The sequence below is a fragment of the Halodesulfovibrio spirochaetisodalis genome, from assembly GCF_001672295.1.
GTDB lineage: Bacteria > Desulfobacterota > Desulfovibrionia > Desulfovibrionales > Desulfovibrionaceae > Halodesulfovibrio > Halodesulfovibrio spirochaetisodalis.
This window is the reverse complement of the sequence record NZ_JXMS01000015.1, coordinates 41892-55887: the sequence shown is the minus strand read 5'-3', so window position 1 is coordinate 55887 and position 13996 is coordinate 41892. Positions and strand designations below refer to the sequence as shown.

10 protein-coding genes are annotated in these 13996 nt (G+C 45.5%); 5 read left to right on the top strand and 5 right to left on the bottom strand.

The window, feature by feature from the left end; translation table 11 throughout:
* Positions 1 to 160: 160 nt before the first annotated feature.
* The 3 genes from SP90_RS09730 to SP90_RS09720 all read left to right on the top strand — a co-directional run bounded on the left by SP90_RS09730 (position 161) and on the right by SP90_RS09720 (position 4856).
* Positions 161 to 2254 carry a methyl-accepting chemotaxis protein gene (locus SP90_RS09730; RefSeq protein WP_066855160.1) on the top strand — a complete coding sequence of 698 codons (2094 nt, stop codon included), beginning with the start codon at positions 161 to 163 and terminating at the stop codon, positions 2252 to 2254.
* Between the two features lie 247 nt (positions 2255 to 2501).
* Positions 2502 to 3662: a cyclopropane fatty acyl phospholipid synthase gene (gene cfa, locus SP90_RS09725; RefSeq protein ID WP_231895555.1), complete on the top strand. Its 1161-nt coding sequence runs from the start codon at positions 2502 to 2504 to the stop codon at positions 3660 to 3662.
* 39 nt (positions 3663 to 3701) lie between these two features.
* The gene (locus SP90_RS09720; protein ID WP_066855235.1) at positions 3702 to 4856 is read left to right on the top strand and encodes a metallophosphoesterase; all 1155 of its coding nucleotides are present in this window, start codon (positions 3702 to 3704) and stop codon (positions 4854 to 4856) included.
* On the opposite strand, the gene SP90_RS09715 is transcribed toward SP90_RS09720, so the two are convergent.
* Entirely contained in the window at positions 4853 to 5782 is a 930-nt protein-coding gene (locus SP90_RS09715; protein WP_231895554.1) for an aldo/keto reductase, read from the bottom strand. The two genes, SP90_RS09720 and SP90_RS09715, sit on opposite strands and share 4 nt — an antisense overlap.
* A gap of 34 nt (positions 5783 to 5816) precedes the next feature.
* Positions 5817 to 6770 carry an aldo/keto reductase gene (locus SP90_RS09710; protein WP_066855154.1) on the bottom strand — a complete coding sequence of 318 codons (954 nt, stop codon included), beginning with the start codon at positions 6768 to 6770 and terminating at the stop codon, positions 5817 to 5819.
* A 167-nt stretch (positions 6771 to 6937) separates the two neighbouring features.
* Between SP90_RS09710 and galE the strand changes: the two genes are divergently transcribed.
* On the top strand, positions 6938 to 7981 hold the full coding sequence (galE, locus tag SP90_RS09705) for a UDP-glucose 4-epimerase GalE (RefSeq protein ID WP_066855151.1): 1044 nt from the start codon (positions 6938 to 6940) through the stop codon (positions 7979 to 7981).
* A 56-nt stretch (positions 7982 to 8037) separates the two neighbouring features.
* Here galE and glpQ read toward each other — a convergent pair whose 3' ends face one another.
* From glpQ to SP90_RS09690, 3 genes are all read right to left on the bottom strand, one after another.
* A complete protein-coding gene (gene glpQ / locus SP90_RS09700) occupies positions 8038 to 9132 on the bottom strand; it encodes a glycerophosphodiester phosphodiesterase (protein ID WP_066855148.1) in 1095 nt (364 codons plus the stop codon).
* Positions 9133 to 9367: 235 nt separating this feature from the next.
* Entirely contained in the window at positions 9368 to 10441 is a 1074-nt protein-coding gene (locus tag SP90_RS09695; protein ID WP_066855145.1) for a glycosyltransferase, read from the bottom strand.
* A 12-nt stretch (positions 10442 to 10453) separates the two neighbouring features.
* Positions 10454 to 11731, bottom strand: a complete 1278-nt coding sequence (locus tag SP90_RS09690) for an O-antigen ligase family protein (RefSeq protein ID WP_066855142.1) — start codon at positions 11729 to 11731, stop codon at positions 10454 to 10456.
* Positions 11732 to 12628: 897 nt separating this feature from the next.
* On the opposite strand from SP90_RS09690, the gene SP90_RS09685 reads away from it, so the two are divergent.
* Positions 12629 to 13816, top strand: coding sequence for an iron-containing alcohol dehydrogenase (locus SP90_RS09685; protein ID WP_066855139.1), 1188 nt, complete (start codon positions 12629 to 12631; stop codon positions 13814 to 13816).
* The last annotated feature ends 180 nt before the right edge of the window (positions 13817 to 13996 follow it).

Sequence of the window (13996 nt, the reverse complement as noted above, 5' to 3'; positions counted from 1 at the left end):
GTCGTCGAATAGATATTGAAGGGTACTACCAAACAAGTGTCGTGTAGGATGTGTGTGTATACATAAAATTATCTACATGCTCTGTTCTATCTACAATTGAAGTATGCCTGTTTTGAAGCAAGTCTTGTTGTGACAATATTTTCTAAAGTCCGGGGGGTATATGTTTAGAAGTATTAAAGCCAAAGTAACTGCTTTGGTGATGGTTGCGTCGATGGTTTCGGTTCTTTCAGTTCTTGCTGTGTCGAATATTATTGTGCGCGATAACGCTGTGGAGTCTTTTGTGTCTTCTTCAGAGACAAATGCGAATCTTGCAGGTGGGGTTGTAAGTAGTTTTTTCGCAGATGTTGTCAGAACGACAAAAGAGATAGCGTTGATGGAGGAGATTCATGAAGCCGAAGGGCCGTTCACGTTTAACAGTACTATTGATACTGAAATAAATTATACGCTGGACGAGCTGACAGAATGGGAACGGCATATTGCTGAAAAATTTTCAAATTCCCGTGTCGCCCATGAAGCATATGACATGGTGTTTTTTGGAAGCAATACTGGTGGTATTATTCTGTCCGACCCTACAAAGCTGCCACCGAACTATGACCCTAGACAACGTCCGTGGTATAAAGATGCGGTTGTTTCCGCCACTGGCTCATCTGTTTCGCAGGCGTATCAGAGTACGTCAGGGATGCCTGTGGCAAGCGCTATGACAGTTGTGAAAAACAGAAAAGGCGATGTGCTTGGGGTTGTCGCCATTGATGTGCAGCTGGCTATGCTTGTTAACCTGATGTCGGAGATCAAAATCGGGGAAACAGGTCGGGTTATTCTGCTCGAAAAGAATGGTACTGTATTGGCTGCTCCGGGAAATGATGAACTGCTCATGAAGCGATCTGGTTCTACCGGCGATGCTGTGCTGGATTTTTTTGCTGATAAAACTGACGGGGTGTATGAATGCGATTCCAGCAATGGTGATGTGTTGGCGCGACTGCACACAGTAAAAGATACAGGTCATAAGTTGATTGTTCTGCAAGACAAAGAAGAGGTTTTCCACGCAGCTGATGCAAGTACAAAAGCCACCTTGGCGGCAGGACTTGGTATTGCGTTACTCATCGGGTTCATTGGCTACCTTGTTGTCTTGAGAACGTTGAAACCGTTGTATCGGGTGATTGATTCAGCTAAGGATGTTACTAAGGGAACCTATTCGACCGTGCAAAAGGATCTTGGTGCTACTGGAGAGCTATTTGATTTGCATACTGCGCTGAAGGAAATGGTGAGCAGTCTTGTACAGTCATTAACGACCGCAGACAGACAGACCAAAGAAGCAGAAGAGCAGACTGCCCGGGCAAATGATGCGTTGCAGGCTGCTGCAGAAGCACAGGCGCAGGCTGATGTGGCGCGCAGGGAAGGCTTGAATCAGGCTGCAGGGCAGTTGGAAGTGATCGTAGAAAATATTGGTTCAGTATCACATGAATTGACTGATCTTGTTGAGCAGACACGGAACGGAACAGAACGGCAGGCTGCCCGCAGTGGTGAAACTGCCACTGCAATGGAGCAGATGAATGTCGCCGTTATGGAAGTTGCCAGAAATGCTTCTGATGCTGCTAAGCATTCTGATGCTATGCGGCATAGTGTCGTGCATGAAGCGCAGGCTGTAATGGAAGTTGTTTCTGCAATTAACGACGTTGCTGTCCGTTCGGAAGAAATGACAGAAAGCCTCGGCTCCCTTGGTGAGAAAGCCGACGGAATCGGTCAGATCATGGATGTTATTTCCGATATTGCAGACCAGACTAACCTGCTGGCGTTAAACGCGGCAATTGAAGCTGCCCGTGCCGGAGAGGCCGGACGTGGTTTTGCAGTGGTTGCTGATGAAGTTCGAAAACTTGCTGAAAAAACCATGCAGGCAACATCTGAAGTTGAAAAAGCTGTTTCCGCCATTCAGGATGGTACATCGCAAAATATTGAAGCGATGAAGCAGACCAGTGACGTGGTTTCAAACTGTACCGGCCTTGCCAGAGAGGCGGGGGATGCGTTGACGAACATGACGACGATGATCGAAAGTTCAACGGATATGGTGCGTGTTATCGCCACAGCTTCGGAAGAACAATCCGCAACGAGTGAAGAAATTAACGCCAGCGTCGAAGAAGTTACCCGCCTTGCTGAGGATATGGCTTCTTCAGCAGGTGATTCCGCAAGGACAATGGCAACACTTGCCAGTTTGTCGGATGAACTTACCGGAGTTATTAATACATTGAAGCAGAGTTAACGTTATCTATCCGGCAGACGTTGTACGTTTTACGGACAGTATGTTGAATAATATCAAAAGAGTCTTTTCCTCAGAACGGGAAAGGCTCTTTTTTGTTATAGCGGTGGTGTGAACGGGTTGGAGAAAATATTTGACTATAAAACTACTGACAGGAACAGTATCGGGAAGTGTGTCGGCAGCTCTTTACTGTTTTAATTTGTGTGATGCTGATGAGGAGTATGCCGTATTGATATAGCAGGAGAGTTATATGGAAATGCATGAGACTCAGATAGTGGCACAACATGTTGAACCTGTTGGTGATACTGAAAAAGAGATTTTAGATAGTTTACTTCAAGGTACCGGTGTAACTGTTAATGGTTTTAATGACTGGGATCCGAGGTTTTATAGTGCTGAGGTGGTAAACAGGGTGCTGGCTAAAGGCAATCTGGGGCTTGGTGAAGCATATATGGATAGATTGTGGGACGTACCGAAGCTTGATGAATTTTTTTACAGGCTTTTAAAAGGGGGCGTTGATACCAGAATTAAGCCGGTAAAGCTCTTCTGGCACGCAACCCGTTTTAAGTTGCTCAATCTAGAAACCGTAAAGAAAGCTAAGCGGATCGGTGAATTTCATTACGATCTTGGAAACAGTTTTTATCAGGCGATGCTTGATAAATATATGGCGTATAGCTGCGGATACTGGAAGGATGCAGACTCTCTTGAGCAGGCACAGGAAGCAAAGCTCGACCTTATTTGCCAGAAGATAGGGCTGGAGCGGGGAATGCGGGTGCTTGATATTGGATGCGGATGGGGAAGCTTTATGCGATATGCCGCAGAAAAATACGGTGTAGAGTGTGTAGGCCTTACCGTATCTTCTGAACAGGTTAAGCTTGGCAGGGAATTATGCAAAGGCTTGCCTGTTGAATTTCGCCTGAAAGATTACAGGAAGGAAACAGAGAAATTTGACCGGATAGTAAGTGTGGGGATGTGTGAACATGTGGGGCGGAAAAATTACAGGACGTATATGAAGCAGGCGAGTTGTTGTCTGAAGGAGGATGGATTGTTCCTGTTGCACACTATCGGCAAGCGAATCCGAAGTTCAGTCCCCGACCCGTTTATTGCAAAATACATTTTCCCAGTGGGACAGGTCCCTGCTTTGGAGTGGTTGACTCAGGCCGCAGAGGGACTTTTTGTGCTTGAGGACTTGCATAATTTTGGTGCCGATTATGATAAGACGCTTATGGCATGGAATGAACGTTTTGAAGCAGCCTGGCCGCAGTTCAAAGATGAGCTGGGGGATCGCTTTTATCGAATGTGGCGTTATTACCTGCTTTCCTGTGCCGGAGCATTCAGAGCAAGAGACCTTCAGTTGTGGCAGATCGTTTTTAGTAAAAAAGGTGCTTCTGGAGGATATTGCTCTTGTAGATAACAGGGGTTTCCTGCTACTGCCCGAAGTATGAAAGATCAAATGTCACTTTTTTCTATCGTAGTAAGTTCAGTGGTGCTTATCCTGTGGGTCGTTATCTGCTGGCGTATGATTATGCCGTTAAAAGCGCGTCCCGTAACCAAGATTGCTCTGGCTGGTTTATTGTTGCTTGGGCTTGGGATGCATCATATTACCCGCCTGTATGTGCATGAAGGGCTTCCAGTGGAAGTGCCTGCGGTAATTCGCTGGTGCGGGTATCTGTCATTCGGTTTTTTATTCCTCCTTGCGCCGTTCTTGTTTGTAAAAGAAACCTTACAGCTTGTGGGAAGATTGTTTACGCCCAAAAAAACTCCAGTTAACGGTGCACGGCGTGCCTTCATTCATAATGCGGGGAATGCGCTTGTGCTGGCGACAGCACTTCCTATAACGGCATTTTCTGTTGCGGAGGCTTTTCAGACTCCCCTGATTAAAAAGAATATTCTTCCGGTTAAAGAGCTGCATCCAGACCTGCAAGGGCTGACCATTGCCCATATATCAGATCTGCATGTGGGGTCTATTTTGGATAAAAAATGGTTGGAGCCTATTGTTCAACAGATTGAGACACTGAATGCCGACATCGTTGTACTGACTGGGGATGCCATCGACGGGCAAGTTTCCCGTGTCGGAAAAGAGCTTTCAGTATTGAAAAGATTACGTGCACCGCTCGGCAAGTTTTTTGTTACCGGTAACCATGAATTTTATTCCGGTGTAGACGCGTGGGTAGGGCAGATGCGCGAACTGGATTTCACAGTACTCAATAATGAACATACACTGGTGCAGAAAGGAAACGGCAAAATGCTTATGGCTGGTGTGTGGGATTTTCATGGCGACCGTATCGGGCAAGAGTATGCCTCTGATCCGTTTGCAGCCAAAGCTGATGCACCGGAACATGACATGTCTTTGTTGCTGGCGCACAATCCTCGAAATGTCTACAAAGCTGTTGAGGCGCAATACGATGTGCAGTTGTCCGGTCACACTCATGGCGGACAATATTTCCCGTGGACATATGCTGTGGGGTTATTCCAGCAGTATGTCTCTGGGAGATACCAGGTAGGTGGCACTGTGTTGTATGTGAATACAGGTACAGGTTTCTGGGGACCTCCTATGCGGTTTACGGTGCCTCCTGAAATTACACTGCATACACTTGAGCGAGCCTAAGTATAGAGTTCACCGTCCCATATTGATTCCAGAGAGTAGGGCGAATCATATTCTGTGAAGCCTGCGGCATTAAAGATCTTAGCTTTTGCATGTAATTCGGCAATTGTTGCGATATTTAATGGTGTGAGTGCCAGCGATGTTGCTTTGAAGTTTTCCTGTATCCGTTCAGGAGATGATGATCGCGGGATGACGGCAACTTCAATGGCCATCAGCCATGCAAGTAATACCTGTGCAGCCGTGGCATCATGCTCTTCAGCTATTTCATTAATAACAGGGTGAGTGAGCAACGGCGGTAGCTTTGTACCGTCTGCCTGCTGCATTGTATCTACTGAACTTCCAAGTGGGGAGTAGGCTGTCAGGAGAATATGATGCCGCTTAGCGTAGTCCCGTTGTAAATGCTGTTGCTGGTAGGGATGCATTTCTATCTGGTTGACTGCTGGCTGAATGCGGGCTGTTTCTGCTAAGTCATGTAATTTTACTGTACTGAAATTGCTGGTTCCGATGTCACGTACAAGTCCTTTTTTGACACAATGCTCCATTGCTTCCCATGTTTCGGAGAGTGGTACTTCTTCGAGTGTGTAATAATCTTCGTGTTGTGTCGGCCATCCTGTGCCGGGTCTGAGTGCAACCGGAAAATGCATCAGGTAGAGATCAAGGTAGTCCAGCTGAAGTTTATACAGAGAGTCCTTGAGAGCGGTCATAACATCATCAGGCTTATGGGCATCGCACCAGAGTTTTGAGGTAATCCACAAGTCAGGTCGCGGGTATTGTTTTAGCCCTTTTTGCAGAGCTGCTCCAATGGGCAGCTCATTTTTGTATATGGCTGCTGTGTCGATATGCCTGTAACCTGCATCCAATGCAGTCATGATTGCTGGTTCTATTTTTTCATGTTCAATTCTGGACGTACCTAGCCCGAGAGCGGGCATTTTTCTTCCTGTACAAAGTGTGAAGTGTTTCACGCTATTCACCATCCCATATGTTTTCAATTGTATAGGGCGAGTTGTAATGTGTGAAGATGCGTCCGTCGATGATACGGGCATGCATATCCAGCTCTGCCAATGCCGTCATGTCGTTTGTGTCCAGATCAAGTTTTGTGCTGGCAAAGTTTTCTTGTATGCGTTCCGGTGTGATTGATTTAGGAATAGCAGCAATGCCTTGCTTGAGGAGCCATGCAAGAAGTACTTGCGCGGGGGTAGCGCTGTGTTTTTTTGCAATGGAGATAATGAGTGGGTGCTTTAGTAACGGTGGTGGAAGACTGCCGTCCTGGGTAGTGATAGGTGTTCCTATAGAGCCCAGCGGACAATAGGCTGTGAGTGCAATGTTATGCTTTTGAGCAAAGGCAACTTGTTGCTTCTGCTGCTGGTAGGGGTGGATTTCAATTTGATTTACAGCAGGCTGGATGCGTGCCTGTGCAAGCAAGCTGGCAAGTTTATGCGTGCTGAAGTTGCTCACACCGATATTGCGAATGAGGCCTTGTTCTACACATGTTTCCATTGCCTGCCACGTTGCCTGCAACGGAACCTGCTCCAGTGTTATATAGTCTTCATGCTTCTGGGGTAATTCTACTCCCGGAGCCAGAGCTATAGGCCAGTGGATAAGGTACAAGTCCAGATAGGAAAGGTTGAGGTCTTTAAGCGTTTGCTTCAAGGCCGGAAGTACAGCATCCGGTTCGTGACAATCACACCAGAGTTTTGATGTGATCCAGAGATCTTCACGTTTGTAGGTGGCAAGTTCTTTTTGGAGGGCTGCACCGATGTCATCTTCGTTGCCATAGATGGCCGCGCAATCAATGTGCCTGTAGCCACAAGACAAGGCAGTTGAAATTGCCTGCTCTATCTTTTCCGGTGGACTGAGATACGTGCCCAGTCCCAAGGCAGGCATTCTATCACCTGATGGTAATTGAACGTACTTCATGTGGTGCCTCCGTTATGCAAGCGCCAGTTTTTGAAAATTGGTTTCAGCATAGCAGAGATGCTGCGCAAGTAAACACTATGTTGCGGCGGAGCCCAAAGGCATTAGAAGTTACTTATAATAATGTAAAAATAATACGAGGTAAAAGTTGGGTATCGTACTGAATTAGTATGAAAAATATTTTGGTTACAGGTGGAGCAGGGTATATAGGGAGTCATACTGCGGTGGAACTGCTGGAAAGTGGTTATAACGTGATTTGTATTGATAACTTTTCTAACAGTACAGAAGCAGTTTTTGAAAACATCCAACGCATCACGGGAAAACGGTTTACGTGGTACGAGGCAGATGTTCGTGATGCTGTACAGCTTGATTCTATAATGGGAGCACACCATATTGATTGTGTTATTCATTTTGCAGGATACAAAGCTGTTGGTGAATCAGTTCAAAAACCGTTGATGTATTATCAGAACAATATCGACAGTACACTCATATTGTGTGAACGGTGTCTGAAGCATTCAATAAACAACATTATTTTCAGCTCTTCTGCCACCGTGTACGGTCGTCCTCAGTATCTTCCGTTGGATGAAGCGCATTCGCTCAGTGCCACAAATCCATATGGGAAGTGTAAGCTTTTTATTGAGCATATGCTGAAGGATTTGCATATTGCGCATTCAGAAATGAACATTGCGCTGCTTCGATATTTTAATCCTGTCGGTGCTCATTCTTCATACAAGCTTGGGGAAAGTCCTCGAGGAATTCCGAATAACCTTATGCCGTACGTGTGCCAGACCGCACTTGGCATTCGTGAAAAATTGCATATTTTCGGGAATGACTACAACACGGTTGACGGAACAGGCGTACGGGATTTTATCCATGTGGTTGATCTGGCAAAAGGGCACGTTGCGGCAGTGCAGAAAATGGCAACTGACCCGGGATGTGTTGTGTATAATTTAGGGACAGGGAACGGAATTAGTGTGCTGGAGTTGGTACACGCCTTTGAGAAAGTAAATGGCATAGAGGTGCCGTACGTTATTGCCCCGAGGCGATCCGGTGACGTGGCAGAGTGCTGGGCTGACCCCGGTGCTGCAAAGCGTGAGCTGGGGTGGAAGGCGCAATTAACTGTTGAAGATATGGTGCGTGACAGTTGGGAGGCGCAAAAGGCGCTTGGTGTGCACGATATTTTGCAAAGCAGACAGTATACCGCATCGGTATAAGTAATAAAAAAAACCGCCGAATATGGCGGTTTTTTAATTAGTATTGAAAATGGATATTACAATCCCTGACGTTTGTATTCAGCACGGCGCAAAAAGTCTACTGCACGGTCTGGGAAGTCTGTAAATACACCGTCAACATTTACAGTGTAGTAGAAAATGTCGAGCATATCTTCAAAGCTGGCTGCATACTGAGGGATGCGGCCTTCATCGAGACGGAAGGTATAAGGGTGCACTTCCATGCCGTTATCGTGTGCTTCTTTAACCATGTCTGTGATGATCAGGTTATTGCGGGTTGAGTCGTTTTTAACAAGCATTGGCTTCCAAGGACCGATACCGTCAGCATATTCGGCAATTTTCTTCATTGCGCCTTTTTTGAACATCCAGTCGTAGTTGTATGGAACCAGCTTGCCGTTTTTAGGCTCCATGGTTTCGTTCCAGTCAGTCTCTGCAATAAGCTGAACAACTTTAACATTCATGCCAAGCTTAGGAAGCAGTTCCTTGCTGATACGACGGGTCTCATTAGGGTCAAAGCACTGTACATACACTTTATCTTCTTTTGTTGTGTAGCCGTACTTTTTAAGCATGTTGAGAGCCGCAAGGCTGATATCCTTGCCTTCAGAGCGGTGGAACCAAGGAGCTTTGATTTCAGGGTATACTCCAACATTTTTGCCAGTGGACTTGTTCAGACCTTGAATGAGCTGTAACTCTTCTTCAAAGGTAGGAACTTCAAAGGAGGACTTGAACAGTGGGAAGCGGGCACTGAAACCTTGTGTCTTTTTTCCGTCCTTAACTTTGAATCCTTCTGTAACTTTCAGACTTTTAATTTCTGGAAGTGTGAAGTCGATGGCAAACCAGCGTTTTTTACCATCTACCATGCGGTAGCGGTTAGGGAACTTCTCCATAACATCAGTAATGCGATCAAGGTAGTGATCATGGAGTACTACAAGCTGGTTGTCTTTTGTCATTACGAGATCTTGTTCAATGTAGTCTACACCCATAAAGTATGCAGCAGCTTTTGCTTCAAGAGTGTGTTCCGGCAGGTAGCCGCATGCGCCGCGGTGGGCGATTACAATCTTGTCAGCGTCAGCAAAAGCAGCAGTTGCACTGAACATCATAATGGTAACAGCGAGAAATAATAGCAACTTTTTCATAAATAACTCCTCTTTGTAGTATGTGCTTACATACCATAAGAAATAGCAATTGCAATATTGATAGCGTTTACAACAGCAAAGTCTAACACCATGTTGTACAGTACAACCTTGAGCAGTTGTACAATGATCAAGATCTATGCACCTACACGAATGATGCGACTCGTCTTGTGTATAGCAATAGCCAAAAGAAAAGCTACGTATACTCTATTGTATACGTAGCTTTGTGATATTTATGTTACTGATTTGTTTCTTCCGTTATCTTTTCAAGCTCTTTTGCCAGTTTGGAAACTTGTTTTGTCAGGTTGAAGTGTATTTCTGTGTATTCTTGCACCATGCGTTTGTTTTTAGATAGATCCTCTTTTGGAAGCGTTGCTATATCCTTCAGTCGTTCAACCCACATTTCAGCAGGCTCTGACTCTGGAATCAGCAGATCCTTCAGAGAGTCCGGCCAAGCTTCGTGTATTCCACCAACATCCCGCGCAACAGGAATAAGGCCGCAGGACATGGCTTCCAGAAGTGTATTAGGCAGTCCCTCAAAGAACGAGGGAAGAACAAAACAATCTGCCTGTTCAAGCAAAGGGAATATGTCCTGAACCCATCCGTGCCACGTGATATATGAGTCCAGTTGCAATTCTTTACACTGCTTCTTTAACGCTTCTTCTTCGGTTCCTGTTCCAACGATATGCCAGTGAAACGGACAGCCTCTTTCAGCAAGCAGGCCCATGGTCTCCATTAGTTCCTTATGCCCCTTGCGGACATTCAGCTGGCTGGTTGTTATGAACTGAACAGCGCCGGCGTGTGCTTGTGTAGATACATTCCGAACAGGTTTTCCTGTATATACAACAGTTGTTCGTGCTCGATCTACAAACGGAAGATGCTCAAGCATACCTTCACGATTATGGTCGCACGGGAATAAATAGTGCGGAGTAAGAATCTGGTCGAGCAGTTTTACTTTGGTGCAGCACTTCATGTCTTTTGGAAGTCCGATTCGTTGAATTATCGGGATTCCGAGAAGTTTTGCTGCGATGCCGACGGTTCTGAGCTCTTTACTCACGTTTATGAGTATTGCATCCACCTGCTCTTTACGCAGAAAATTCATAAATTTGATGATGCTGACAGGGCTGAAATCTGCGCCAAATGAGACTGTATAGGCTCGCATGTCCTTAGAAGCAGCACGCTCCCTGAATCGGTCGTCTTTTCCGACAACAACAACGTTGTGTCCTTGCTTCTGCAATTCTTCCGCAACGTCGATTGTCCATGTTTTTACTCCACCCCACCCGGCAGTAGCATTGAAGAATGCTATGTTCATACCTATCCCCAGTTACGACGTAAAAGATGTTCTTGGTGCAGCTTTACTTGCACCGGCTGTGCATGCGCCAAGCGTTATACCGAGCATTGCCATGCCGATTGCAAGCCACCATGGACGGAAGAAATCATGAGCAGAGATTCCGGTGCCGAGGTAGGCAAGGTAGCTGCCCCAGAAAAGGGCGGTATAGCGCCAGTAGTAGGCGGATGATTGTTCTTGTATTTCATATTTAATGTTCGGGCGTATGATTGCAAATGCATAGTACAGCAAACCGAACAGGAACAGCATGCAGATTGTGAAGCCGATAATGCCGCCGTCAGAGAGGAACTGGAGGTACATATTATGCGGGTGGGGGATTTCAGCACTGGCAACAACTTGCTTTAAGCCGAGCATATCACGTGCAGGTGCGTAGGTCTTGAGTCCTGCGCCGAAGATGGGAAATTCTTCAAATATTTTTAAGGAGAAAGACCATATTTCCCATCGAGGGTTTTGCATAAGGCGTTCAAAAGAAATTCGTGAAGGACCCAGAATAATCAAAGAGACAACGCCGGCAACAGGTAAGGCCAATTTATAGAGACGAAAAGGAGGCCAGACAAAGGCCCATAACGTAAACAGGGCAATGGCGACTCCGGCATAGCCGCTGCGTGTAAGACTGAATATCCAGAGGAATACTGCAGGAGTAAGCAAAGCGCAGCATACAAGTTTTCCCCATTTCGGGCCTTGTTGTTTTGCAATGTAGCATATCCCGAAAGCAGCAGGCAGAATGATCGCCATGTAGTTGCCAACCCGTGGTGTCTTCATGGAGCCGGTAAGCCTGTCTTCATAGATGGCGGTGCCGTGGATAAGATCAAAGCCTGAAATAGACTGCCAGATGCCGTCAAGTCCTTGGAGAAAGCCCGCACCGGCAAAGGCCATAATTAATTTTTTGAGGTCACGTTCTGATGTGACAAGTTCCATGGCAATGAATGGTATTAAAAATGCCTTCCACCAGTTAGAGCTGATTGCTCTGATGGATGTTGCTGGCCATTGTGACAGTACTACATTGAGAATGAGATAGGCGAAGAAAATAGCAAAGAATTTTTTACCACCAAACTTACTGAGGTTCGTAGTGTTGAACCCTTTAGCATAATATGCTGCCAGAAGGATAATAGACCCGATTTGCCCAATTTGGATGAAAATACGTCCGAAAGAGAAAAATAGCATGTAAAAACAAAAGGTATTTACAAGGGCAGTGTGTATTTGATCCTGACTTGTTTCATTCCACTTGGAACGTATTATCTCGATATATTTCATGTAAATCAGTGTCCGGTGCTGAGATGTAGTGACTTTATCAAAAAAAGCGTTAGGCAACTGCGCGTATAGCAGGGTCTATAGCTAAAAAAAATGCCTGTGAAAATTAGTAGCTCAAACATTCTATGTCAAACTATTTAAAAGATGACCTTAGTTGTCGGGATATCATGACAGTAAAATTAATTTCAATAGAGGGCTTTGCGTATTGAAAGAAGTGGTAAGTGGTTTTGAGTTGCTCTTTTGCATCAAGGGTGGCGTGTATGTTTTTTAGCTAGAAAAAACATATGGTTATGTTGTTGATTTGAACGTTGCCTAATTGCATCCTTTTTGTTTCGGCTTGATTATACAGATAAAATATAATGACGCACTCTTCATGTTTGTGAAAAAAAGAATAAATAAAGGGGATAAAGGGATAGTAGGTACTTTGATCTACTTCTTGGTTTGTTGATGCAGTAATGCAACGTTGTTGGGTGAGGTATCGTGTAAAAGAGAAAGATACCGGTTTCAAAGGGCTCATGCCGATTGATGAAAGGTTGAAAGCGAAAAAACTGGGTAGTTAGCCAGTGTAAAGATGTGAGGAAGAAAAAATTCAATAAAAAACATATTTCAATAACCATCTGATATAATAATATAAAAAACATTTTTGTGATGAGTTGTAAAAAAGTCCTGATTCAAAGTTGGTTGTTTGCACATTTATTGCTTAGTAGAAATGCTTGTTACTTTTCGTACAAAGCATTTTTCTTTGGCTGAAAAAGTAACTGCATATGCTGGAATAACGAAGTGAAGAGCGTTGATGCCACAGGGGTAGTGGTACATTCCGGCAGGTTAGAAAAAGGTTTTTTTAGGTTACTGAATTTATTTTGGTGCAAACAGCAACTTTCATCACCGGAAGGATTTGAGATGAGCTTTCAGCAGACAGTCGCACCTGTCGAATTTTACATGCCGCCAGTGACAGTTATCGGTTCTGGCGCAATTAAAGAGATTCCTGCAAGACTTGCGTCTCTGGGAGGTACCAAGCCTTTGCTCGTAACGGACAAAGGTATGACGCAGCTTGGAGTTACCGCTTCTATCGTACAGCTTATGCAGGCTGCTGGCATGCAGTGCGCTGTATACGATGAAACAGTACCGAACCCGACAGATGCAAACGTGAATGACGGCCTTGCACAGTATACTGCTAATGGTTGTGACTGCATTGTCACCCTTGGCGGCGGCAGCGCTCACGATTGTGGTAAAGGTATTGGCATCGTAGCTACAAACGGTGGGACAATTCACCAGTACGAAGGTGTGAATAAAGCTCGCGTGGCAATGCCTCCGTTCCTCGCTGTTAATACTACAGCAGGTACTGCTTCAGAAATGACACGCTTTTGCATTATCACAGACACAGCCCGCAAAGTTAAAATGGCGATTGTGGACTGGCGTGTTACTCCGGGGATTGCTCTTGATGACCCTGAGCTTATGGTTGGTATGCCACCTAGCCTCACAGCGGCTACAGGTCTTGATGCATTGACACACGCAGTGGAAGCATATGTTTCTACTGGTGCAACGCACATGACCGATGCAAACGCGGAAAAAGCAATTAAGCTTATTGCAAAATATCTGCGCCGCGCTGTTGGTAACGGTCGTAACTTAGAAGCCCGTGAAGCTATGTGTTATGCTCAGTATCAGGCTGGTATGGCATTTAACAATGCTGGGCTCGGATACGTTCATGCTATGGCGCACCAGCTTGGTGGGTACCTTAACTTGCCGCATGGTGAGTGTAACGCAATCCTCCTTCCTCATGTATGTGAATTTAACATGCTTGCTGCGATGGATCGCTTTGCAGAAATGGCAGAATTTTTCGGTGTACAGGGCACAGCCCGTACTCAGCGTGAAGCTGCTTCAAATGTGATTCAGGCTATCCGTGATCTCATGCAGGATGTTGGTATTCCGCCGTCACTTACTCTGCTTGCAAAGAAATACGGTAAGACTGTGAATCCGGAAGACTTTGAAGTAATGGCAGAAAGCGCAATGAAAGACGCCTGTGCAGCTACGAACCCTCGTGGCATGCGTAAGGAAGAGATTGTCGCTATCTACCGTAAGATTTTGTAAGTCTCGATTACACGTTGAAATAGTAAGCGCCTGAGAGTTTCTCTCGGGCGCTTTTTTGTGGCCTTGTGGATGGATAGTACTGTTTGAGGGTCGGGAAGGTGGATAGTGGTGTGGCGTATTGGCTACAGGCAAAACAAAATGCCCTGATTTCTTGGCAAGAGAAATCAGGGCATTTGTAGG

Coding starts and splice junctions, on each gene's coding strand:
- SP90_RS09730 (WP_066855160.1), top strand. CDS start 161: ATGTTTAGAAGTATTAAAGCCAAAGTAACTGCTTTGGTGATGGTTGCG.
- cfa (WP_231895555.1), top strand. CDS start 2,502: ATGGAAATGCATGAGACTCAGATAGTGGCACAACATGTTGAACCTGTT.
- SP90_RS09720 (WP_066855235.1), top strand. CDS start 3,702: ATGTCACTTTTTTCTATCGTAGTAAGTTCAGTGGTGCTTATCCTGTGG.
- SP90_RS09715 (WP_231895554.1), bottom strand. CDS start 5,782: ATGCCCGCTCTCGGGCTAGGTACGTCCAGAATTGAACATGAAAAAATA.
- SP90_RS09710 (WP_066855154.1), bottom strand. CDS start 6,770: ATGAAGTACGTTCAATTACCATCAGGTGATAGAATGCCTGCCTTGGGA.
- galE (WP_066855151.1), top strand. CDS start 6,938: ATGAAAAATATTTTGGTTACAGGTGGAGCAGGGTATATAGGGAGTCAT.
- glpQ (WP_066855148.1), bottom strand. CDS start 9,132: ATGAAAAAGTTGCTATTATTTCTCGCTGTTACCATTATGATGTTCAGT.
- SP90_RS09695 (WP_066855145.1), bottom strand. CDS start 10,441: ATGAACATAGCATTCTTCAATGCTACTGCCGGGTGGGGTGGAGTAAAA.
- SP90_RS09690 (WP_066855142.1), bottom strand. CDS start 11,731: ATGAAATATATCGAGATAATACGTTCCAAGTGGAATGAAACAAGTCAG.
- SP90_RS09685 (WP_066855139.1), top strand. CDS start 12,629: ATGAGCTTTCAGCAGACAGTCGCACCTGTCGAATTTTACATGCCGCCA.